At 55.8% G+C, this 22,468-nt stretch carries 22 protein-coding genes and 1 pseudogene; 9 read left to right on the top strand and 14 right to left on the bottom strand.

What is annotated here, in order from left to right; genetic code table 11:
* Positions 1 to 65: 65 nt before the first annotated feature.
* On the bottom strand, positions 66 to 530 hold the full coding sequence (locus TH4_RS07615; RefSeq protein ID WP_064780559.1) for a nuclear transport factor 2 family protein: 465 nt from the start codon (positions 528 to 530) through the stop codon (positions 66 to 68).
* 107 nt (positions 531 to 637) lie between these two features.
* Positions 638 to 1,186 carry a carboxymuconolactone decarboxylase family protein gene (locus TH4_RS07610; protein ID WP_064780558.1) on the bottom strand — a complete coding sequence of 183 codons (549 nt, stop codon included), beginning with the start codon at positions 1,184 to 1,186 and terminating at the stop codon, positions 638 to 640.
* A 175-nt stretch (positions 1,187 to 1,361) separates the two neighbouring features.
* Here TH4_RS07610 and TH4_RS07605 point away from each other — a divergent pair, with 175 nt between their 5' ends.
* Positions 1,362 to 1,940 carry a TetR/AcrR family transcriptional regulator gene (locus TH4_RS07605; protein ID WP_064780557.1) on the top strand — a complete coding sequence of 193 codons (579 nt, stop codon included), beginning with the start codon at positions 1,362 to 1,364 and terminating at the stop codon, positions 1,938 to 1,940.
* A gap of 87 nt (positions 1,941 to 2,027) precedes the next feature.
* On the opposite strand, the gene TH4_RS07600 is transcribed toward TH4_RS07605, so the two are convergent.
* From TH4_RS07600 to TH4_RS07565, 8 genes are all read right to left on the bottom strand, one after another.
* Positions 2,028 to 2,660, bottom strand: coding sequence for a hypothetical protein (locus TH4_RS07600; protein WP_157097720.1), 633 nt, complete (start codon positions 2,658 to 2,660; stop codon positions 2,028 to 2,030).
* Between the two features lie 144 nt (positions 2,661 to 2,804).
* Positions 2,805 to 3,968, bottom strand: a complete 1,164-nt coding sequence (rnd, locus tag TH4_RS07595) for a ribonuclease D (protein ID WP_064780555.1) — start codon at positions 3,966 to 3,968, stop codon at positions 2,805 to 2,807.
* 102 nt (positions 3,969 to 4,070) lie between these two features.
* Positions 4,071 to 5,159 carry a succinylglutamate desuccinylase/aspartoacylase family protein gene (locus TH4_RS07590; protein WP_082923579.1) on the bottom strand — a complete coding sequence of 363 codons (1,089 nt, stop codon included), beginning with the start codon at positions 5,157 to 5,159 and terminating at the stop codon, positions 4,071 to 4,073.
* A gap of 17 nt (positions 5,160 to 5,176) precedes the next feature.
* A complete protein-coding gene (gene rimK / locus TH4_RS07585) occupies positions 5,177 to 6,082 on the bottom strand; it encodes a 30S ribosomal protein S6--L-glutamate ligase (protein WP_064780554.1) in 906 nt (301 codons plus the stop codon).
* A 132-nt stretch (positions 6,083 to 6,214) separates the two neighbouring features.
* Positions 6,215 to 6,715, bottom strand: a complete 501-nt coding sequence (locus tag TH4_RS07580) for an ATP-dependent zinc protease family protein (RefSeq protein ID WP_083997014.1) — start codon at positions 6,713 to 6,715, stop codon at positions 6,215 to 6,217.
* A gap of 90 nt (positions 6,716 to 6,805) precedes the next feature.
* Positions 6,806 to 7,528: an HdaA/DnaA family protein gene (locus TH4_RS07575; RefSeq protein WP_083997013.1), complete on the bottom strand. Its 723-nt coding sequence runs from the start codon at positions 7,526 to 7,528 to the stop codon at positions 6,806 to 6,808.
* 35 nt (positions 7,529 to 7,563) lie between these two features.
* The gene (locus TH4_RS07570; protein ID WP_064780553.1) at positions 7,564 to 8,658 is read right to left on the bottom strand and encodes an AI-2E family transporter; all 1,095 of its coding nucleotides are present in this window, start codon (positions 8,656 to 8,658) and stop codon (positions 7,564 to 7,566) included.
* A gap of 40 nt (positions 8,659 to 8,698) precedes the next feature.
* On the bottom strand, positions 8,699 to 9,823 hold the full coding sequence (locus TH4_RS07565; RefSeq protein WP_245227780.1) for a DUF2066 domain-containing protein: 1,125 nt from the start codon (positions 9,821 to 9,823) through the stop codon (positions 8,699 to 8,701).
* A gap of 370 nt (positions 9,824 to 10,193) precedes the next feature.
* Here TH4_RS07565 and purM point away from each other — a divergent pair, with 370 nt between their 5' ends.
* The 6 genes from purM to TH4_RS07535 all read left to right on the top strand — a co-directional run bounded on the left by purM (position 10,194) and on the right by TH4_RS07535 (position 15,340).
* Complete coding sequence (gene purM / locus TH4_RS07560; protein ID WP_064780995.1) at positions 10,194 to 11,267, top strand: phosphoribosylformylglycinamidine cyclo-ligase; 1,074 nt, start codon at positions 10,194 to 10,196, stop codon at positions 11,265 to 11,267.
* Positions 11,255 to 11,929 (top strand): phosphoribosylglycinamide formyltransferase, encoded by a 675-nt coding sequence (purN, locus tag TH4_RS07555; RefSeq protein ID WP_064780551.1) that lies wholly within the window; start codon positions 11,255 to 11,257, stop codon positions 11,927 to 11,929. Before purM ends, purN begins: the two co-directional genes overlap by 13 nt.
* Positions 11,930 to 12,107: 178 nt before the next feature.
* Positions 12,108 to 12,491 carry a hypothetical protein gene (locus TH4_RS07550; RefSeq protein ID WP_157097719.1) on the top strand — a complete coding sequence of 128 codons (384 nt, stop codon included), beginning with the start codon at positions 12,108 to 12,110 and terminating at the stop codon, positions 12,489 to 12,491.
* A gap of 143 nt (positions 12,492 to 12,634) precedes the next feature.
* Complete coding sequence (locus TH4_RS20810; RefSeq protein WP_198157185.1) at positions 12,635 to 12,763, top strand: aa3-type cytochrome c oxidase subunit IV; 129 nt, start codon at positions 12,635 to 12,637, stop codon at positions 12,761 to 12,763.
* A gap of 212 nt (positions 12,764 to 12,975) precedes the next feature.
* Positions 12,976 to 13,113 carry an aa3-type cytochrome c oxidase subunit IV gene (locus TH4_RS07540; protein WP_114129841.1) on the top strand — a complete coding sequence of 46 codons (138 nt, stop codon included), beginning with the start codon at positions 12,976 to 12,978 and terminating at the stop codon, positions 13,111 to 13,113.
* Between the two features lie 175 nt (positions 13,114 to 13,288).
* Positions 13,289 to 15,340 (top strand): methyl-accepting chemotaxis protein, encoded by a 2,052-nt coding sequence (locus tag TH4_RS07535; protein ID WP_064780548.1) that lies wholly within the window; start codon positions 13,289 to 13,291, stop codon positions 15,338 to 15,340.
* Positions 15,341 to 15,446: 106 nt separating this feature from the next.
* Here TH4_RS07535 and ndk read toward each other — a convergent pair whose 3' ends face one another.
* Positions 15,447 to 15,869 carry a nucleoside-diphosphate kinase gene (ndk, locus tag TH4_RS07530; protein WP_008891250.1) on the bottom strand — a complete coding sequence of 141 codons (423 nt, stop codon included), beginning with the start codon at positions 15,867 to 15,869 and terminating at the stop codon, positions 15,447 to 15,449.
* Positions 15,870 to 16,296: 427 nt separating this feature from the next.
* On the opposite strand from ndk, the gene TH4_RS07525 reads away from it, so the two are divergent.
* Positions 16,297 to 18,204, top strand: a complete 1,908-nt coding sequence (locus TH4_RS07525) for an ABC-F family ATP-binding cassette domain-containing protein (protein ID WP_064780547.1) — start codon at positions 16,297 to 16,299, stop codon at positions 18,202 to 18,204.
* Between the two features lie 184 nt (positions 18,205 to 18,388).
* Entirely contained in the window at positions 18,389 to 19,690 is a 1,302-nt protein-coding gene (locus tag TH4_RS07520; RefSeq protein WP_064780994.1) for a calcium-binding protein, read from the top strand.
* A 123-nt stretch (positions 19,691 to 19,813) separates the two neighbouring features.
* On the opposite strand, the gene TH4_RS07515 is transcribed toward TH4_RS07520, so the two are convergent.
* From TH4_RS07515 to TH4_RS07505, 3 genes and pseudogenes are all read right to left on the bottom strand, one after another.
* Positions 19,814 to 20,614, bottom strand: a complete 801-nt coding sequence (locus tag TH4_RS07515) for a MetQ/NlpA family ABC transporter substrate-binding protein (protein WP_063087084.1) — start codon at positions 20,612 to 20,614, stop codon at positions 19,814 to 19,816.
* Positions 20,615 to 20,702: 88 nt separating this feature from the next.
* Positions 20,703 to 21,362: a methionine ABC transporter permease gene (locus tag TH4_RS07510; protein ID WP_008891244.1), complete on the bottom strand. Its 660-nt coding sequence runs from the start codon at positions 21,360 to 21,362 to the stop codon at positions 20,703 to 20,705.
* Positions 21,363 to 21,464: 102 nt separating this feature from the next.
* Positions 21,465 to 22,193: pseudogene (locus tag TH4_RS07505) on the bottom strand (methionine ABC transporter ATP-binding protein); the annotation flags it as partial.
* Positions 22,194 to 22,468: the final 275 nt, after the last annotated feature.

Below are 22,468 nucleotides of genomic sequence, written 5' to 3'. Positions count from 1 at the left end.
AGAACGCGTTTCCGCCGAACTTTCCTGTCCATTGCCGGAACCGGAACATGGCGGGGTTATCGGGACTAAAGCCCCAGGTCTGACAGCCCCGGATGATCATCCGGACGGCGGCCAAGCGGCCAATGGAACAGCCGGTCTTCAGCCGAAATCGGCTTGTCATTGATTGATGCCACGCGATGGCGCATCAGGCCGTCTTCATCAAATTCCCAGTTCTCGTTGCCATAGGCCCGAAACCAGTTGCCGCTGTCGTCGCGATACTCATAGGCAAAGCGCACAGCGATGCGGTTTTCGTGAAACGCCCAGAGTTCCTTGATCAAACGGTACTCCAGCTCCTTGGCCCATTTGCGGGTCAGGAATTCAACGATGTTTTCCCGACCCTCGAAAATCTCGGCGCGGTTCCGCCAACGGCTGTCTGGCGTATAGGCCAGCGACACCTTCTCGGGATCGCGGCCGTTCCAGCCATCCTCGGCCATACGGACCTTCTGTTTGGCGGTTTCGACGTTAAAAGGCGGAAGAGGAGGCCGTGACATCAATCTGATCCTTTGGTGTTTGGTCGATAAAGGGACCCCGGTCGGCGCGCAGCAACATGCGGAGGGGGGAATGCCGACCGGGGGAGTTGCCGGAAGTGAACCCTGCCTTAGGCAGCAGAGGCATTCACCACCGGGAAATCAATCGGGGTATCAAAGGCTTCGTTGAGGTAATTGGTCAGGGTATTGAGCGCGACATGGGCCACGATCTCGACCAGTTCCGCCTCGCTGTAACCGGCAAGTTTGGCGGCACTGACGTCACCTTCACTCACCTGGCCACGGTTTTTGACCAAAGCGACGGCAAAGCGCACAGCCGCATCCGCCTTCTGATCGCTCGACGTGCCATTGCGGTTTGCCGCAATCTCGGCGTCATCAAGTTTGGCGATGTTTTTGCCCAGATAAGTATGCGCCGACAGGCAATAGTCACAGCCATTAAGCTGTGCCACCGCAAGGGCAATGCGTTCGCGGGTCTGCGGATCGAGCGCACCTTTGGCAAGCGCCCCATTCAAACCAAGATAGCCCTCAAGGGCGGCCGGACTGTTTGCCGTCAGGCGAAACAGGTTCGGAACCGAACCAAGCATCTTGTTCACACCTTCAAGAAGCGGCTGGGAAGCTTCCGGTGCAGCATCGATCGAAGCAGGCAGGGAAATACGGGTCATTGAAACTCTCCTAAACAAGTTCGGGTTGATCAGTGTTGAAAACATGTATACAGACAGGTCTGTCTACATGTCAAATATATTTTTGGAATGACCGTTCCTGCATCTGAAACGCTTGCAATTCTGCGGCTTTCCCGCCACAAGAATACAGACAGGTCTGACTATTGGAGTAAGAAAATTGAAGTCTAAACGCGACGTTCTCGTCGATACGGCCCTGCGACTTTTCTATACACAGGGCTTCAACGCCACCGGAATCGACAAGATTCTGGCCGAGTCCGGCGTCGCCAAAATGACGATGTACAAACACTTCAAGTCCAAGGATGAACTGATCCTGGCCGCCCTTACGCGCCGCGATGAACAATTCCGTGACTGGCTGACCGCTGAAATGCAAAAGGCATCAACCAATCCGCGCGATCAGTTGCTTGCGATGTTTGATGCGCTCGAAGAATGGTTTCATGGCCGCGCCTTCAAGGGCATGGGCTTTTCCGGCTGCGCGTTCATCAACGCTTCAAGCGAGTTCGCCAAACTTGATCACCCGGCCCACCAGATCGCCGCCGAACACAAACGCTGCGTGCTCGAACATATTGCCGATCTGTGCACAAAGGCCGGTGCAAAAGACCCCGCACAACTCGCCCAACAACTCGCCCTTCTCAAGGAAGGGGCAATTGTCACAGCCCAGGTGCGCGGCATGCCCGAATCGGCCCGGATCGCCAAAACCATGGCAACCGCCCTGCTTGATACCGCCCTGCCCGCCTGATCGTTTGGTCAAACCGGTTCAAAAACAAAAACGGGGCCGTCGGGCCCCGTTTGATATCTACGCCACAGTCCGCCTTTGGCGCAGGGATTACTCTTCAACGAGCGTGCGCACGTTTAACATCATGCTGCCTTCCGGACTGGGATAGACAGGATACCCCATTAGGCCACCACCATCCATGGCTTCAAGCCCCTTAACGCCAGAAGTCGTCAAATCAATCTGACCGGCAAATTTCTCTGCAATTCTGGAATTGTCTGCGGCAACCAAAACATAGTAGTCACCCGCTTTGGTCGGGACAAAAATGATCCCGCCACCACCGCCCATACCCTGAATATCGCCTTTGATCGTCTCGATCTGTTCATAATCAGGGTCAAACAGGTAAGCGTTAAACGGCATCACTTTCTTGCGAAAGCCCAAGCATTCGTAGCAAAGCGAACTGACATGGATCCAGTATTTCTGATCGGCATCCAGTGTGGTTCGACCGACCTTGAAGTTATTCAGGCTGCCTCCCTGCGAAAGTGCAGGATCGGTAATGCGAACCCCGAATGTCTTCCAGTCATCGGCCTCGACAAAAAAGCTCGGCTCGCTTTTTACCGCCTCGGAAACTGTTTCATAGGTTTTGGGCGGATTCTCCAACAACCTTTTGTAATCATCTGTCCCAGAACTTGAGCATGCCCCCAATGCCAGCGTCCCAAGTAACGCTACAATCCCGATTAATCTCATGCTAGAGCCTTTCCATGCGTCGAAACGGCTCCACCATCAACTTGCTGCACCATCCTAAATAGATCAGTTTTAGGGTTTTACAACAAAGAAAAACGGGCCAAAGGCCCGTTTCTTTTTCGTCAGTTTCGAAGGCAGTATGCTTGGCTATTTATCAAGCTCGACAAAGACCACTTCGCCGTCTTTAAGCTTAAGGCCAAGCTGGCCGTGCTTGAGACGCAGCGCGTATTGCCCGAAAAGCTCGCGCCGCCAGCCACGCATGGCCGGAACGTCTGCATTGTCATCAGCCGCGATGTTCTGAAGATCGTCGCTTGATGCCACCAGGCGCTGGGCAACGCCCTTTTCTTCGGCACAGAGTTTAAGCAACACCTTCAGCAACTCGACCGTCGGGCCAATCCCGGCTGGCAGTTCGATGCGTTCCTTTGGCTTCGGCCACTGATCTTGCGGGCTATCAAGGGCTGCCTTGATCGCCTCGATAATCGCCTGCCCCGGTTTGGAGGTGCCAAAGTTTCGGCCAACGCCACGGGTTTTATCCAAATCCTTGTCGGTCATCGGCTGACGGGCAGCGATATCAAGCAAGGTATCATCGCGCAAAACCCGGTTGCGCGGCAGGTTCTTGCGCTGTGCTTCAGTCTCACGCCATTCGCCAAGCGCGCGCGCCACCGCAAGGAATTTCGGGCTGTTGGATCGGGTTTTAAGCCGCTTCCATGCCTCGGCCGGATCAATCGAATAGATCGACGGATCGGTCAGGCGTTCCATTTCCTCAAACAGCCAGACCGCACGACCATTGGCCTCAAGGCGTTCATGAAACGCTTCGTAGATCACGCGCAGATGGGTCACATCCGAAAGCGCGTAACTGATCTGTTTGGTCGAAAGCGGACGACGCGACCAATCGGTAAAGCGCATCGATTTATCAATGCTCTTGCGCGCCACCTTGTTGACCAGCGTCTCATAGCCGACCTGATCACCATAGCCCAGCACCATCGCCGCCACCTGGGTGTCAAATACCGGATGGGGGACCTTGCCCGACAGATGGACGAAAATCTCGATATCCTGGCGGGCAGCGTGAAACACCTTGACCACCGCCTCGTCCTGCATCAGTTCGAACAGCGGCGTCAGGTCAATGCCCTCGGCAAGCGGATCGACCGCAGCCCCGTTATCGGACGGCTCCGGACTTGCCAGCTGCACCAGACACAGTTGCGGCCAATAGGTCGAGTCCCGCATGAATTCGGTATCGACAGTGACATATTCGAACTTGCGCAATCTTTCACAAAGACTGCGAAGTTCTTCTGTAGTTGTAATTGGTTCCATGCCGACTGCTATAGCATTGCCTGCCACAATTCGCCAGTGGCTTCGATGCAGGGCTGATCTTCGCCGTATTCGGGCAACATATGCCCCAAGGCTCTCCAGAGATTAGATAATCTCGTCCTCATCCAGAAGCGGATCGGATTGCAGATGGGTTTCGATGGCGTCCATGCGTTCCTGGACTTCCGACGGCCGCTTGATCGACGCGATATGAAACAGCGCGTCCCCCTGATTGACAATCGGGTGGTTGGTCCGCCCAATAATCAAACCTTCCTCGCGCACGATGACTTCTTCGTCACGTTGCCCGAACGGATCGGATACCGCCGCGGCCACATCCCCGGCCCGGACAAACTCCCCGGCCAGTTTGAAGGTCCGCAAAATGCCGCCCGCCGGTGCGCGCAGCCAATGGCTGTTGGAGGATTTGAATGATGGCACGCGCGGTTCGCGCACGGTGCGCTGCGATGTCATGCCCAGTTTGCGCATCACGCGCAAAACGCCCGACACCCCTGCACGGATCGACATTTCATCAAAACGAAGCCCCTCGCCCGCCTCAAACAGCAGGATCGGCACGCCAAGCTCGCGTGCGGCTTCGCGAAGCGATCCGTCGCGCAGCGGACTGGTCAGGATGATCGGCGCACCAAACGCCTCGGCATATTCCATGATATTCGGGTCATCTTCATTGACCCGGATCTGCGGCAAGTTAACCCTGTGAACCGCCGCCGAATGCAGATCGATACCGAAATCAGATCTCTCGACAATTTCATGCAAAAACAAATGGGCCAGCTGTGCGGCCAGGGATCCACGCGAATGCCCCGGGAAGCAGCGATTCAAATCGCGCCGGTCAGGAAGATAGCGGGTGTTGTTAAGGAACCCGAACGCATTGACCACGGGCACGGCAAGCAACGTTCCACGCATGCCGCGCAATGCGGTTGATTTCAAAACGCGGCGGATAACCTCCACCCCGACAATCTCGTCGCCATGGACAGCACCACTGACGAAAATCACTGGCCCCGGTCGTTTGCCATGCACGACATTGACCGTCAGATTGACCGGCGTGTGGTTGGACAAAAGCGAGATCGGGATATCAACAATCTGGCGCGTGCCCGGAGCAACCTTTTTCCCAGCGATTTCAAAATCAGGGTTCTTGGGGGTTCTGGGCGCTTTGCCTTTCCCCTTCGGTGATCCGGTTTCGCTCATTGTGGTATCCCTTGTTCTTATCCCTTGCCTTTGGTCCGCACCTTACCGGGTTTGAAATCTTTTTCCATGAATTCAATGATCATGCCGGCAATGTCCTTGCCCGTCGCATTCTCGATGCCTTCCAGTCCCGGTGAGGAGTTCACCTCCATCACCACCGGCCCGTGATTGGATCGCAGGATATCAACACCACAAACATTAAGCCCCATCGCCTTGGCGGCTTCAACGGCGGTTGAGCGTTCCTGCGGCGTGATGCGGATCGCACGCGACGAACCACCACGATGGATGTTGGACCGGAAATCGCCCTCAGCCCCTTTGCGTTCCATGCTGGCAACCACCTTGCCACCAATCACAAAGCAACGGATATCGCTGTTGCCGGCTTCCTTGATGAATTCCTGCACCATGATCGCAACATTGGCGCCACGGAACGCCTCGATCACGGATTTGGCGGATTTTTCGGTTTCGCCCAGAACCACACCGATGCCCTGTGTGCCTTCCAGAAGCTTGATCACCACCGGCGCACCACCAACAATCGACAGAACTTCATCAGTCTTTTTCGGGTCATGGGCAAAGGCTGTCACCGGCAGACCAATACCGCGGCGTGCCAGGATCTGCAGCGAACGCAACTTGTCGCGCGATCGGCCAATGGCAACAGACTCGTTTAACGGATAGACGCCCATCATTTCAAACTGGCGCAGTACTGCCAGACCGAACTGGGTCACCGACACACCGATACGCGGGATCACCGCGTCATAACCGGTAAGCTTGTCACCGCCGTAATAGATTTCCGGTTTCAGCGACGTGATGTTCATCGACACCCGCAGGGTATTGATGATGTCCAACTCATGCCCGCGTGCTTCGGCCGCCTCGACCAACCGTTTGTGGGAGTAAAGGTTTGGATTGCGTGCAAGCATCGCGATTTTCATAAGATGTCCCCCAAGGTCGGCAAAACGAAGTGCGACCGGTATAATACCGGTGGCTGGCGAATGCGGAATTGTCAGAAAGTAAAACGACCCTGTCGGGATCTTGTTCCGGCAATGGGTCGTTCTTCTGCGCGTCTATCTCTGTTCCGGCTTCCCTGCAAGATAAGATTTCGATGGCAGCACCAAAAATCTTCCTGCTTTCATCGCTGTGCGGCCCAAAAGCATGGGAAAGCCCATGATTGACCGGTTTGCCAGCGATACTTCAACTTTCAATTTGTGATGCCCAACCTGGATATGGGTGGCAATCACAAACCGTTCTTCGGCACTTCCGTTCGAAGAGCGAATCTCGCGCATTTCAATCAGCGGTGCCAGACAATCGATCCGCCCATGCCCGTCCCCGCGATAATGCGGCAGGGTAAATGATACAAAATCCTGCCCGTCACGCACGACTTTCTTTGGATTAAGCGCATGCAGCGATGATGTTCGGGCCCCGGTATCAACCTTGGCCTTGATCAACGGCACGCCAAGATCAGGAAGGCCGATCCATTCCCGCCACCCCAAAACATGTCCATCGGAAATCAGGGTATCGGTCTGGCTCTTAAGCGACGGTTTTGCTTTTACGCGTTGCGGGCTCACATGCAGCTTCCGGTTATTGAATGCAATCTGTTAGGTGGTGGTGATGATAACCTGTAACAACCTGATCGGCTTACGAAATTCGTTTCGATGTTACGATTTCGTGGCCATGTCATCCATGACACTGCGCACCAGCGGCAAGGTCACCGCCCGCTTTTCGGCCAGTGCCCGACGATCAATGGCCGCCACCAATTGACTTAACGCCGCAAAGGACCGTTCGATCCTTGGCAAAACGTAACTGATGATTTGCGGGCTGGCGGGGATCTGCCGGTCGGCAAACAGCTTGATCAGTAATCCGACAATCAAATCATCATCCGGCGGGGAAATCTCGCACACCAGGGCTGCGCCGAGCCGTGATTTCAGATCGGGTAAATCAATGTGCCAGCGCGATGGCGGCTGGCTTGCGGTCAACAACAAATGCCCACCGCGTTCCTTCAGCATATTGTAAATATGGAAACAGACGGTTTCATCAAGGCCCGCGCCGGCCACAAGGTCCGCATCCTCGATCACAAGACCGGTGGCATCGCCGAGAAGCTCATCTGGATTGATCCCGTTCAAGTCCGATGCTGCGACCTGCAACGCACCGGATCGCGCCCGCCACACTTCCGCCAGATGACTTTTCCCGCATCCCTTTGGCCCATACAGGCACAAGGCCGGGGCTGGCCATTTCGGCCATTGGTCGATCCACGCCACCGCTTCGCTGTTGCAATCGGCCACCATGAAATCATCGCGCCCCAACGCCGGACGCATTTCAAGCGCCAGCGGCAATTGCTGCGGGTCGTTATCTTTGTCCGGCTTGGATGTCACCCGGGTCACAGTAAACTCAATTTGCTGATCTCGATCTCTGGGGGCTATTTCTCGGTCTCGGTCGTGGCATTGTTGCCAGCGTCCGGTCCGTGATCATAAAGCCTGCTATCGAGATACTGCCTTAAGCCATAACGTACAAGCACGCCGATCACAGCCGCCACCGGCACGGCCAGCATCACACCAAGAAGTCCAAACACCGCACCCCCGGCAAGCAAGGCAAACATCACCCAAACGGCATGCAGCCCGACCTTGTCGCCCACAAGCTTGGGGGTCAGGAAATTGCCCTCAAGCACCTGGCCGATCAAAAACACCAGCGCCACCAGCCCAAGATCAAGCCCAAAGCCAAACTGTGCCAGCGCCACACCCATGCCCACTGCAAATCCGGCAATCATCCCGAAATAGGGCACAAACGACACAAGCCCGGTCATCAAACCAATGACAAAGCCAAACTCAAGCCCCGCCAGCGTCAGGCCAAGCCCGTAAAACAGGCCCAGCAGAATGCATACCGTCGCCTGCCCGCGGACAAAGCCTGCAAGGGTTTCGTCAATCTCGCTGACACACTGGCGGATATCCTTGGCCGACCGTCTGGGCAGGTAACTGTCCACCTTGGCAACAATCTTGTCCCAGTCGCGCAGCAGATAAAACGACACCACCGGCGTAATGAACAGCAAGCTCAGGAAGTTCAAAAGTGCGAGACCGCCCGAAAGCACATTGGTCAGAACATTACCGACCCATTTAAGGGCATTGGCACTCTGTCCCTTGATCGCATCCGATACACTTTGCAGGGTTTCGGGCGCGACACGATCAAGCACATTTTGCAAATACGGCGCGACATTGGTTCGCAACGTGTCGACATAGCCCGGAAACCGCTCAAGGAATCCTGCCAACTGGCTGCCGATCATCGGCACGACAATCAACATCACCAGAATGAACACAAGGAAGAAAAGGAACGTGATGATGCTGGTCGCAATCACCCGGCTGGCCCCGCGTTCCTCAAGCCGGTCGGCAAGCGGATCCAGGAAATAGGCAATCGCCATCCCGGCCACGAACGGCAACAGGATGCCCGAAAACAGCCAGATCAGGAAAAAGAATCCAACAACAAAGATCAGCCAGAAACGTGCTTGCTGTCGTAATGTCATTCCCCGGCCCCTGTTAAACTGTCCCTGTCCTGCAAAAGGCTTATCCGCCTAACGACAGCCCCTGCAAACGATCCGCCCCGCTTGGCTGGATGAACCAAAGTTCCCCCATCCGCGACAGGCTCAGGTTCTGCTGATTAAGCGCTGTCTGCAACTGATTGGCCGATCCGACATATTCGATTGATACCTGCACTTCGCGCTTCGACATCGCGATCACCCGCGAATTGCGCACCACCGGAAGCCCGATCAGCTTGTTCTCGATCCCCGCCCAGTCTGCAAGACCGGTAATCGGGATAAACACCATCAGGTTGCCACCCGTGCTGTAATTGATCAGGTTGGCGCGTTTCCAGCCATCAGCCAATTGCTCTTGAACCGATTTGGCGGCGCGCACCAGCGTTTCATTCAGCGTCTCGCCAGCTTGCGTCTTTTCCTGCACACCAAAAATCTGCGGCGCGCCATTGGGCTCATAACGGGTGACGGATACATCAACCGTCTCGCCGCCTTCTGGCCCGCTGACCTCGGCACTGGCGACAACAGCCACATCCGCGCCATAACGTTTGGCAAGCTGGGACAGACGTTCCATCGATCCGCTTTCGGCCTGCTCGGCCGAAACGGTGCTGATATCGGTCAGATCGCCAATCGGCGCCTTGATCGGCACCAGTCCCGATGTCGCGATATTGCGCGCCCAGACATCGCGCCACGGATTGGGATCATCCCACAGATTGACGAAATTATTCGTGCGATAGACCGGCACGATCATCACCGGTTTGGACTGCAATTCGGCAAATGAAATATCGCGGAACCGCAAGAACCGGCGAAGCTCGTCATCCTTGAAGCGCACGGTCATGTCCGCAATATAGCGCACGGATGATGTCTTTTCGTCCGACACCCCGAAATCGCGCACCATGTTCGTGATCACCGATGTTTCCGGTGTCGCAAGTCCGGCGCGATCTTCGGGCAGGGTCAAGCGGGCAACCACTTCTTCAAACGCCTTGCGCTGACCGATTTCAAGTGCACGCTCGCGCGCAGCAGCCGCAGTTTCGGCGCGCTCGTCAACATGAACACCGCTGACGGTGAAAATGTCCTGCGCCGCTGCCGGAAAGGCCATAATGGCTGCTACGGTGGCGGCACCCGCCCACATCTTGATGTTTTTCAATGAAGTAAGCACGTATGCCTCTTTGCCCTAGTCTTATTTTAAGTCGTGTCTTGTTGTATTCTTCTATAACGCTCTTTGTGGCATGTTGAACGCATTCTGCAAAGAAAACTCTGTCATGCGCAGGTGATCATTGCATATTGCCCGCGTTTGAGTATTTTCGGCCCAGCGGAAATTATCAAGCCCGCGTTTTTTATCAGCAGGATCGCGATATCCTCTATATCTGATTAAAGGCGTCAGTAAGGCGGATTGGTCAAACAGCAGGTTCCCTGCGACCCGGACCGCAATACGACAGTTGCCCGTCGATTGGACGTCGATACGTGCTGATGAAAAACGCGGTTTTGCCGCCTTTTATTCATGCATGTTTGATGCCAGGGACCCCGAAATGACCACCTCTAACGGCCTTACCTATAAGGACTCCGGTGTCGATATCGATGCCGGGAATGACCTTGTCGAACGAATCAAACCGCTTGCAAAAGCAACAACCCGTTCCGGTGTTGCCGGTGGTCTTGGCGGCTTTGGCGCCCTTTTTGATCTGAAGGCTGCCGGATATAACGACCCGGTTCTGGTATCCTGCACCGATGGTGTCGGCACCAAGCTGAAAGTCGCCTTTTTGGCTGACAAACATGACACGGTCGGCATCGACCTTGTCGCCATGAGCGTCAATGACCTTGTCGTACAGGGCGCAGAACCGCTTCTGTTCCTCGATTACTTCGCAACCGGCAAGCTTTCGGTCGATAACGCCGCAAGTGTCGTGGGCGGTATTGCCGAGGGCTGCAAACAGGCGGGTTGTGCGCTGATCGGTGGCGAAACCGCCGAAATGCCCGGCATGTATGCCGACGGCGAATATGATCTGGCCGGTTTTGCGGTTGGTGCGGCCGAACGCGGCGAACTGCTTGATGGCTCCAACGTTGCCGAGGGCGACGTGATCCTTGGCCTGGCATCCAGTGGCGTTCATTCCAACGGCTATTCGCTGGTGCGCAAGGTCGTCGATATGGCGGGCCTTGGCTACGCCGACGAAGCCCCCTTCGCACCGGGCAAAACCGTTGGCGAAGCCCTGCTTGAACCGACCAAGGTTTATGTCAAAAGCTGCCTGGCGGCGCACAAGGCCGGTCTGGTCAAGGCACTTGCCCACATCACCGGTGGTGGTCTGACCGAAAACGTCCCGCGCGTTCTGCCTGAAAACCTGACCGCTGTGTTTGATGCCAGCACCTGGGAATATCTTCCGGTGTTTAAATGGCTCGCCAAACAGGGTGGCATTCCGGCAACCGAAATGGCACGTACCTTTAACTGCGGCATTGGCATGTGCGTCGTTGTTCCGGCCGATAAAGCCGATGAAGCCGAAGCCATCCTGCGCGAACACGGCGAAACCGTCAGCCAGATCGGTGTCATCGGCCCGCGTGCTGGCGATGGCCCGCAGGTCGTGATCAAAAACATGGGCCCTTCATGGGAAAAGTAACCAAGTTGAAGCTCGCCGTTCTGATTTCAGGCGGCGGGTCCAACCTGCAAGCCATCATCGATGCCTGTAATGCGCCCGACTACCCGGCCGAAATCGTGCTGGTCTTTTCCAACCAGCTTGATGCAGGCGGGCTTGAACGCGGCCGTCGTGCGGGCATCCGGTCGGAGGCCATCTCGCACAAGGGTTATCCCGGCGGGCGCGAGGCCTATGATAATGCCGTCAGCACCCTGATCGAAGAAAGCGGTGCCGACCTTGTCGTTCTGGCCGGTTACCTGCGTCTGGTCAGCGAAAGCTTTGTCACCCGCTGGAAAGACAAACTGATCAACATCCACCCGTCGCTTTTGCCAAGCTTCAAGGGTCTCGGTGTGCATCAGGCCGCCCTGGATGCCGGGGTGAAATTCGCTGGTTGCACGGTGCATTACGTCGTCCCCGAAGTCGATAGCGGCCCGATCATCGCCCAGGCCGTCGTCCCGGTCCTGCCCGGCGACGATGCAGGCAAACTGGCGCAACGCATCCTTAAACAGGAACACCGCATCTACCCGCAGGTTATCCGCTGGATCGCCGAAGGCCGCGTCTCGGTCGATGCCAAGGGCATCGTGACTGTGGCCGACGCACCCAAGGCCGATTTCGCTGAAATCAACCCGGCGCTCGAGCCCGGATGAAAGAACCTTTGGCGCTGGCTGCGCAGGTTTCTGAACGCATAAAAGGCGGGGCATAATCATGTGCCCCGCCTTTTTCGTGACCTGCTGCCAGATCCGCAAACCGGGGTCATAATCTTTGCGCATTCTGATGCTGTTATGGGATTACCGAATGCCCCCACCGCCACGGAAAACCGATATCATGATGCGCAAGCTCTTAGGACTGATCATCCCCCTCGCCGTTTTGGCCATGCTCACCAGTCCCGCAGTTGCCGATTCCGATCCAGAACTGGAGTCTTACAAGGCCGACATGCAAACGGGTGAAAAATCCTGGCGGGCGCAAAAATGCGCCGTCTATCAGGAAACCCGGGATGAAATGCTTGATGAAATTCCGCGCGGCGCACTCAGCCCCGAATTTGCCACGGCCGAAGAAGATTATATCGAAAATGGCTGTGCCGGGCGCGCCTATGCCTGCCCGAAATCCAAGACGGAACTCGACTATGCCAACAAGATGTCGTTTGCGATGATGAGCCACGGGCTATCGGGCACCTTCCTGCCCTATGGCTGCAAATCAAGCATCCAGTAACCCCTTGGCATCAAACACAAAGCCGCACCGATGTGAAGTCGGTCAAATGTCTAACATCTATGGTTAATCTGCATCTTGCACTGCATCAACTTCGTGGATATACATTTGAACAATCCCAAAATATCCAATCCAAGGAGGCAAATTTGCAGGGTAACGATTACGAACTGACTGAAACCCATGTCAGCATCTATCACGGCTACACCAACTTCGTGAAATGGGGCACCATCTCGATCATTGCCCTGCTGATCCTGATGGCGATCTTCCTTCTGTGATCTGCCAACCGGCATCGATCCGAAAAATAAAAAGCTGCCGTTTTCCGGCAGCTTTTTTGTTTTTCAAAGCCTGTAGGCTTGAGATTGAACAGATGAAAACAGTCAACAACATCAAAGCAATTCACCCCTGAGTTGATTTGCGCTACCATCACCTTGTTGTCTTGCGTGATAACAGCAAACCAAACAATGGTCCCAACAACAGGGAGGAAACAATGCAAGGAAGCGATTACGACGAAGGCCTGGTGCACCACCACGAGGAAGGCTGGCACCACTGGACAAAATTCATGCTCTGGAGCGTGATCTCGATCGGGGTTCTCCTGCTGCTGATGGCCGCATTCCTGATCGACTAAACTCGCCTCAATTCCCTTTTATGCCGTAATAGAGCTGCCCGCTTTGCACGCCGCAAACGGGCAGCTTTTCTACGTTTTTACCGCAAAACATTGAAAAGAACGCCCCCCGGCCCAACCTCAAGACCTAACGCGCCACCAAATTGGAACAGTTCAAAAAACGTCTGGGGTGGAATGTATGCTCGACCGTTTTCGCATCAGCACAAGATTGATGATGGCCTTCATCACAATGGCACTCGTCACCACGCTTACCGGTGTTGCGGGCATTGTGTTCACCAAACTGCTGTCATCTGAAAGCAAAACCGTCGCGGTCGATCTTGCGCCGCTCGGCGACGCCGCGATGGAAATCAAGCTCACCGCCACCAACGCCCATTTGCTGCTTGAAGAAATCATGGGCGGTGATACCTCCGAAGACATTAACGAGGTCTGGGCCCTTCTCGATGAATCGCGCTGGTACGCCAATGCGATCCTTGAAGGCGGCACCAATGACGAAGGAACCTTTGTCGCCTCCCAAAGTCCCGCTGTCCGCGCCCAGATCGAAGACGTCCTTGTCGCCCTTGACACCCTGATCGCGGTCAGCGAACGCCGCTATGCCCGCATAGCCTCTCAGGAAGGTGTCGGCACCGGTGCCGATCAGCAATTCGACAGTCTCTATGAAAACCTGCAAACCGACCTTGGTAAGCTCCTCCCGCCGCTCCGCCAAAGCACTGATCCTGCTGCCCTTGCCGCCATCGAAAACGTTGGCGAGGCCCGCTATCGTCTGGCCAACGGCCACCTGTTTCTCGAAGAACTTCTAAGTGGTGATCCCGAACTGACCTATGACGGGGTTGCCGAAAACTTCACCGAAGCCCGCAACCGCATCACCGCGATCAACATCCCGGCGCTGTCCGATCAGACCACCAAGCTTGCCAATGATATCAACGCGCTTGCCAACACCGCCAAGACGCGCGCGGACAATACCCTTGCCAATCTGAGTGCTGATGCCGAGGCCGATGTCGAATTTGATGCCAGCTTCGAACGTTTCATCAGCCTTGCCGACGCGGCTGAGGAAATCGTTCATGACGACATGGATGCCGGCCTGTCGGACATGGAAAGGCAAATCACCCTGTCCGAAGCCACGATGATCACAGTCACCATTGTCGGCTTTGTTCTGGCCATCCTGTTTACCATCGGTGCACGCCGCGGGATTGTCTATCCGATCACGCGTCTTGCCGATGACATGGGCAAACTGGCCGGGCGCGACATCAATGTCGACATCCCCTATGTCCGTGCCCAAACCGAAATCGGCGACATGGCCCGCTCCGTTCAGGTTTTCAAGGACAATATGATTGCCTCTGACAAAATGACCGCCGAAAAGGAGCAGGAACAAAAGGCCCTTGATGCCGCCAATACCGCCCGCCTCGCATCGATCAAGAAATTCGATGGTGAAATCAGCCGCATTCTTGGCTCTGTGACCGGATCGGTCGGCACCGTCAAGGACACCTCCGACAATCTCAACGAAACCGCGGATATCAACGCCGCCATGGCAAACGACGTCAATCAGGCATCGTCGGAGGCCAACCGTAACGTCCAAACCGTTGCATCGGCGGCTGAAGAACTCAGTGCCTCGATCAATGAAATTCGTGCCCAGGTCGACCGCTCGCTTGAGATTTCCGGCAGTGCAGTTTCCCAGGCCGAACACACCAACCAGCTGGTCGAAGGTTTGGCCGTATCTGCCGCCAAGATCGGCGAGGTACTTGGGCTTATTTCCGATATTGCCGAACAGACCAACCTGCTGGCCCTTAATGCCACGATCGAGGCGGCCCGCGCAGGCGACGCTGGCAAGGGCTTTGCCGTTGTCGCATCCGAGGTCAAGAACCTCGCCAATCAAACCGGCAAGGCCACCGATGAAATCGGATCACAGATCACCGGTATTCAGGATGCCACCAAACAATCGGTCGATGCCATCAAGGGCATCACTACCGTTATTTCCGATATGAGTGAAATCGCATCATCAATTGCCGCTGCCATCGAACAACAGGGTGTCGCCACCGCCGAAATTGCCGCCCGCGTCCTTGATGCCTCGGACGCAACCAGCAAGGCGTCCGATCAGTCTGACAGCATTCAGTCCGCGGCCGAGCAAAACCGCGCACGCGCATCCGAACTGGCCAAGGCCGCCCACGAACTCGCCTCTGGGTCAAACGCGCTGCGCCAGTCGGTCGATACCTTCCTCGATGATGTGCGCCAATGATCCATCGCGTTTCGCACAATCACCAAACATTGCCGTAAAACAAAAAACGCCCCGCAACTTGCGGGGCGTTTCATGCCGGAAGAACCGGTAATTCGGTATTCTTGGCTTAGCCGACGATTTCGGTCTGAGCGAAGAAATATGCAATTTCGATTGCAGCGTTTTCGAGCGAGTCCGAACCGTGGACCGAGTTCGCTTCGATGGATTCTGCAAACTGTTTGCGGATGGTGCCTTCCTCGGCATTTGCCGGGTTGGTTGCGCCCATTACTTCGCGGTACTTAACGACGGCATCTTCGCCTTCGAGAACCTGGACAACAACCGGGCCAGAGACCATGAAGTCTACCAGTTCGCCAAAGAACGAACGTTCTTTGTGAACTGCATAGAAACCTTCAGCCTGAGCGCGGGTCAAAGCGACGCGCTTCTGTGCGACAATGCGCAGGCCAGCTTCTTCGATGACGGCATTGATTTTGCCAGTCAGGTTGCGGCGCGTTGCGTCCGGCTTGATGATCGAAAGAGTGCGTTCGACAGCCATTGGTTTCACCTAAGCTTTGTAAAAATTCGTTACCCCCAAAGAGGGCCCCCAAGAAGCCCCCCGAGTACAAAGGGCCTGCGGAAGATAAAGGCGGCACCAAAGACCGCCCTTATCATCCACAGACCCGAAGGTTGGCGCTATATAAACGGGGTTGGATCGCAACGCAACACATAGTTCTACCGCTGCAAACCAGACCTGCAGCCGTTGCATTCACCCGTTTCGCCTGCAAAACGCCCCCAAAAGGCATGAAACTGCGATTTAGCACCGGTTTTGCCCGGATCTGTCATCGAAATCACACCGGCCATGACAATTTGAAGAATCCTTGCGTCAAACACGCTCCTGTCCTATTGAAAGCACAGAAATCCTTGCGATTCCCCCTAAACTGCGCCCAAAGCGCCCGCAAACCAGTTCAAGAGACCAACCGAAAATGCTGCAAATTACCGACCTCACCTATCGCATTGGCGGACGTGTCATTCTTGACCGGGTATCGCTGACCATCCCCGATGGCCACAAGGTCGGCCTGATCGGGCGCAACGGTGCAGGGAAATCGACCCTTCTCAAACTGATCTCGGGCGACCTGCCCGGCGATGGCGGCGATATTGTGCTGTCCAAGCGGGCCCGCATGGGTGTGGTATCGCAAGAAGCCCCGGCAGGTTCGCGATCCCTGCTTGAAACCGTTTTGGCGGCCGACACCGAACGCGCCGATTTGCTGGCAGAGGCCGAAACCACCACCGACCCGCACCGCATCGCCGAGGTCCATACACGCCTGGCCGATATCGAAGCCCATACCGCCGAGGCGCGTGCTGCCGCCATTTTGTCCGGCCTTGGTTTTGACGGCGATGCGCAACAACGCCCCTGTGATGATTTCTCGGGTGGCTGGCGCATGCGTGTGGCCTTGGCGGCCACCCTTTTCCTGCGCCCGGATCTGCTGCTGCTCGATGAGCCGACCAACCACCTTGATCTCGAAGCCACCATCTGGCTTGAAAACTATCTGATCAACTATCCCGGCACGATCATCCTGATCAGTCACGATCGCGATCTTCTCAACCGGGTGGTCAAATCGATTGCCCATCTGCATGACGGCACCGTCACGCTGTATGGCGGCAACTACGACAAATTCGCCAAGACGCGTCGCGAACAGATGGAACTGGCCTCCAAACATTACGAAAAACAGATCGCCCAGCAAAAGCATCTGCAATCCTTCATCGACCGCTTCCGTGCCAAGGCCAGCAAGGCCAAGCAGGCGCAAAGCCGTGTCAAAATGCTTGAAAAAATGGGCCCGGCCATCCCGGTGGTCGAGGATCGCGGCATTTCCTTTGACTTCCCAAGTCCCAAGGAACTGCCTCCACCCCTGATCAACATCCATGATGGCGATGTCGGCTACGAAGAAGGCAAACCGATCCTGCGCAATATCAGCCTGCGCATTGATATGGATGACCGCATTGCCCTTTTGGGTGCCAATGGTAACGGTAAATCGACCCTGGCAAAGCTTCTGGCCGATCGCTTGCAGTTGATGTCCGGTGAAAAGCATGCGTCGAACAAATTGCGCATCGGCTATTTCGCCCAGCACCAGACCGACGAGCTGCGCGGCGATGAAACGCCCTATCAGCATATGGCATCCCTGATGCCCGATGTGATCGAACACAAGGTCCGCGCCCAGCTCGGCCGCTTTGCCTTCGAAGGGGCCAAGGGCGACACCAAGGTCAAGGACCTCTCGGGTGGGGAAAAGGCCCGCCTGCTGTTTGCCCTGATGACGCTTGATGCCCCGCATATGCTCATCCTCGATGAACCGACCAACCACCTTGATATCGACAGCCGCGATGCGCTTAACCATGCGCTCAATGCCTATGAGGGTGCGGTCATCATCATCAGCCACGATCCCTATCTGATCGAGGCCTGTGCGGATCGTCTGGTTCTGGTGGCGGACGGCACGGTCACATCGTTTGACGGCGACGTTGCCGAATACCGCCAGTATCTTCTCGATCGTGCGCGCATGGAACGCCGTGCCAACAAGAACGGCGGCGAAGACGGCAACGGCAATGGCAAACCCGCCAAACGCGACCGCAAGGCCGAACGCCAGCAGGCGGCTGAAAAACGCAAAGTCGCCGCCCCGATCAAACGCGAAGTCGAAAAGCTCGAAAAGCAGATGGAAAAGCTTTCCGAACGCAAAGCCGGCATCGAAGAAAAAATGGCCGACCCCACCCTTTACGAAGACGCCAACGCCCAAAAACTGGCCGACATCCAAAAGGAACTCGGCCAGATCGAAAACGAACTTGCCATGGTCGAACAGAAATGGCTCGACAAGCAGGAAGAATACGACGCGATGGTCGCCTGAGACCCTCGCCTCAATCTGATCAACATACAGGCCCGCAATACATGATTGCGGGCCTGTGTTGTTTCTGCCCTTTGCGCAGCACTTCCGTACGGAACAAGCCCGTCGGCAACCAGTCATCAAGTCGCCAAAATTCCGACACAACCTTGGATTGCCGGGGTAAAGGCATTCCACGCAGGAGATGGTCATGGTTGACAACATCTATGGAACCGACGGCAACGACACGATTATCGGAACAGAACAGGACGACAGGATATATGGACGCGAGGGCGACGATTATGTCCGCGCGCTGGGCGGCAACGATCACCTGTTTGAGCTGGGGTTTGGTGATGACACGCTTGATGGCGGTGCCGGACATGACGACATCAATGGCAGTGCCGGAAACGATACGCTGTTTGGCGGGTCGGGCAATGACGAACTCAATGGCGGATCGGGTGCTGATGTGATTGATGGCGGCCCCGGTCGCGATGAAATCACCTTCGGCTTCACGCAAGCCCCCTCAGGTCAGGGCGTTTACGTCAATCTCACGACCGGCATCGGGTTGGGCGGCGACGCGGAAGGCGACCGATACAGCAATATCGAAGATATCCGCGATACGACCTACGGCGATGTGCTGATTGGCGATGACGGCAAAAACGCCTTTTATCAGGTCTACAACCGCACCGATGACGGTGACGTCATGCAGGGACAGGGCGGCGATGACACCTTCTATGCCGCGGCCAGCACCGACTTTTCCGAGGACCGCACCAATATCTTTGATGGCGGTGACGGGATTGACACCATCAGCTATATCGCCGGATGGGGCAATGATGCGCCCTATGGCGAATATGGCCCGCAACCGGTCATCAATCTTGAAACCGGCACGGGCCGCACCGGCGATCATTTCATCAGCATCGAAAACGTCGATGGCAGCAATCAAAGCGACCTGATCATTGGTGATGATGAGGATAACCGTCTTATCGGCAATCGTGGAATGGATACGATCTATGGCCGCGATGGCGATGACGTCATTGTCGGCGAAAACATCCATGGCGAGGCCGGCAATGATACGCTCACCGGTGAATGGTATGACGTCTCGCTCTATGGCGGCGATGGGCATGATACGCTGCGTGCCGGTCCCCTTGGTGATCCGGTTTTCAGCGACAACCTTTTGTCGGGCGGGGCCGGCAATGACTGGCTCGAAGGCAATAGCGGCAACGATACCTTTGTTTTCGATGCCGAGGCCTCAAGTCGTGACCGAGTTGTCGGGTTTGAAACCGGTGACAGCGATGAAACTGGCAATCATCCCGATACCCTGCTTCTGACACACGATCTTCAGGTACGCTCCGGCATCACGGATTTCGAAAGCTTCCTCGATCACACCACCCAGACCGGCGATGACCTTTATGTCGATTTCAGCAATGGCGATCCGTGGACATTTGGCGTGATCATCGAAGACACCGACAAGGATGATCTGACCGCCGACAATCTCCTGTTTGCCGATGTCTAAATCGGGCCAACTCAAATCCTCATACAATTGGATTTTGGGCTTTGTTTGACCCGGACATAAAAAAAAGTCCCGCAGGATGCGTTTCCTGCGGGACTTTTCAATTATTTTGAATAATCGCGATGATTATTCAGGAAGCTTGAATACCGGCAGAACCGATCCTTCATACTTGGTTTCGATGAATTTGCGCACCGCATCATCGTGATAAGCTTCAACCAGCGTCTTGACCCACGGCTCGTCCTTACGCGCCGTTTGGGTAACAATAACATTGGCATACGGGCTGTCATTGCCTTCGATCGCAATCGAATCCTTGATCGGGTTCAGACCGGCTTCGAGCGCATAGTTGGTGTTAATCGCCGAGGCATCCAGATCATCCAGCGACCGCGGAAGCTGTGCGGCGTCAAGCTCTACAAAGCTGATATTCTTCGGGTTTTCGATGATATCAAGCGGGCTGACCACAAGGCCCGCTGCCGGATCAACCTTGATCAGGCCATGGGACTGCAGCACGAGCAACGCACGACCGCCATTGGTCGGATCGTTCGGAATTCCGACTTCGGCACCTTCGGCCAGTTCATCCAGGCTTTTGATCTTGTTGGAATAAATACCCATCGGGGTCAGGATGTTATATCCCACGACCGAAAGCTCATACCCGCGATCCTTGATCTGATTATCAAGATACGGCACGTGCTGGAAGCTGTTGGCATCGAGATCGCCATCATCAAGCGCCTGGTTAGGAATCACATAGTCCGAGAAGCTGACCAGTTCGATGTCCAGGCCCTTGGTGGCTGCGACCTTGACGACTTCTTCCATGACTTCTTCATGCGCACCCGGGGTAACGCCGATTTTGATCGCGTCATTGGCCAGTGCCTGACCGGTGAGCGCGGATGCCAGAACGGCAGCCGCCGTCAGTTTAAGGAAAAACCGCATTGTAAAACTCCTTGATTTCATTTGGGTTTGTGCGGGAATTTGGCGAATGTGAGCAATCCTCACATTCTGATTTTGGTCGATGAGATGCTCAGATGTTGCGTTTGTCGGCCTTGCGCGCCAGATAGTCGCCAAAGCTTTGCACGACCTGCACCACGACAATCAGCGTGATGACAACGGCGGCCATGACATCCGGGCGGAAGCGCTGATAACCATAGCGAATGCCAAGGTCACCAAGTCCACCGGCACCAACGGCCCCGACCATCGCGGAATAGCCAATCAGGGTCACCGCGGTCAGGGTCAGACCATGAATGATGCCCGGCAATGCTTCGGGCAACAGAACCTTGGTCACGACCTGGACCGGGCGCGCGCCCATGGCCTGGGCCGCCTCGATCAGGCCGCCATCCACTTCGCGCATCGCACCTTCGATGATCCGCGCAATGAACGGAATCGCCGCCACGGTCAGTGGCACGATGGCAGCAGACGTGCCGATCGAGGTGCCGACGACAAAGCGGGTAAACGGAATGATCGCCACCGCCAGAATGATGAACGGGACTGATCGCGTCGCATTGACCAGCGGGCCAAAAACACGCTGGAACCAAAGCGCTTCAAACAGCTCCCCCCGGCCAGAAGTTGCCAGCAACACACCAAGCGGCAAGCCAAAGGCCGTCGCAATCGTAAGCGAGACGGCCACCATATAAAGGGTTTCACCAGTCGCCTGCAGCAGAATGGGTGCAAGGGTAGAAAACATGACTTAGCCCTCCTGCCCGGCGGCAACGCCGCTGGTAGTTGTGTTGGTTTTTGGGGTGCTGTTCGCTTCCGATCCGGCGCGGAAATCCATGAATTCATCGGCCAGAAGTGACTGGGTGGTGGCGTGTTTCGGATCGGCAAAGATGCCTTCAACCGCGCCCTCTTCGACAATCACGCCAGCATCCATCACCGCCACACGGTCACACAGCGCCTTGACCACCGCCATTTCATGGGTGATCACCACCATCGTCAGACCAAGGCGTTTGTTGATGTCCTTAAGGAGGGTCAGGATCTGACGGGTGGTTTCCGGATCAAGGGCGGATGTCACCTCGTCACACAGCAAAACCTTGGGGTTTGAGGACAGAGCACGCGCAATGCCGACACGCTGTTTCTGACCGCCCGACAGTTCAGCCGGGTGGCGATCACGCTTTTCTTCAAGCCCGACGAGGGGCAACAGCGGATCAACCGCCTTGGCGATCTCGGCCTTGGTCGCACCGGCGAGTTCAAGCGGCAGCGCAATATTGTCGAACACAGTGCGCGACGACAGAAGGTTGAAGTGCTGGAACACCATGCCGAGCTGGCGGCGGAACAGTGGCAAGTCGCGTTTGGAAAGGGTGGTGACGTCGGTGCCATCAACCGTGACCGAACCCGACGTCGGGGTTTCAAGCAGGTTGATGCAGCGGATCAGGGTTGATTTGCCCGCACCGGAGCGGCCAATAACGCCGACGATTTCGCCAGCAGCGATATCAAGATTGATGCCGCGCAGCGCAACATGTTCGTCGCTGCCACGCCGGGCTGCATATGTTTTCTGGACGTTCGAGAGCCGGATCATGGATCCCAACCTTTCCGTAGATACAAAAAAACCGCCACGGCTTTACCGAGGCGGTCGTACATACGGAGCATATACGCCCTCTCGCTTTAGCCGAATTTTTAGCGCGCCCGCAAGCTGAGGAGCAAATCGGCGCGTTCAACACCCCTTGTCTATCTGACCCGGTGTCATTGTTCAATGGCTAAAATCATGCATTTCACGCATGGCATGTATGATTTCCAAAAATACAACACAAAATTTTTGTTCATAAAACGTGCAATGGCCCGATATCACAACGC

Origin of the sequence: Thalassospira tepidiphila MCCC 1A03514 (genome assembly GCF_001662875.1) — a bacterium.
GTDB classification, from domain to species: domain Bacteria; phylum Pseudomonadota; class Alphaproteobacteria; order Rhodospirillales; family Thalassospiraceae; genus Thalassospira; species Thalassospira tepidiphila.
This window is presented reverse-complemented; position numbering and strand designations above follow the sequence as displayed.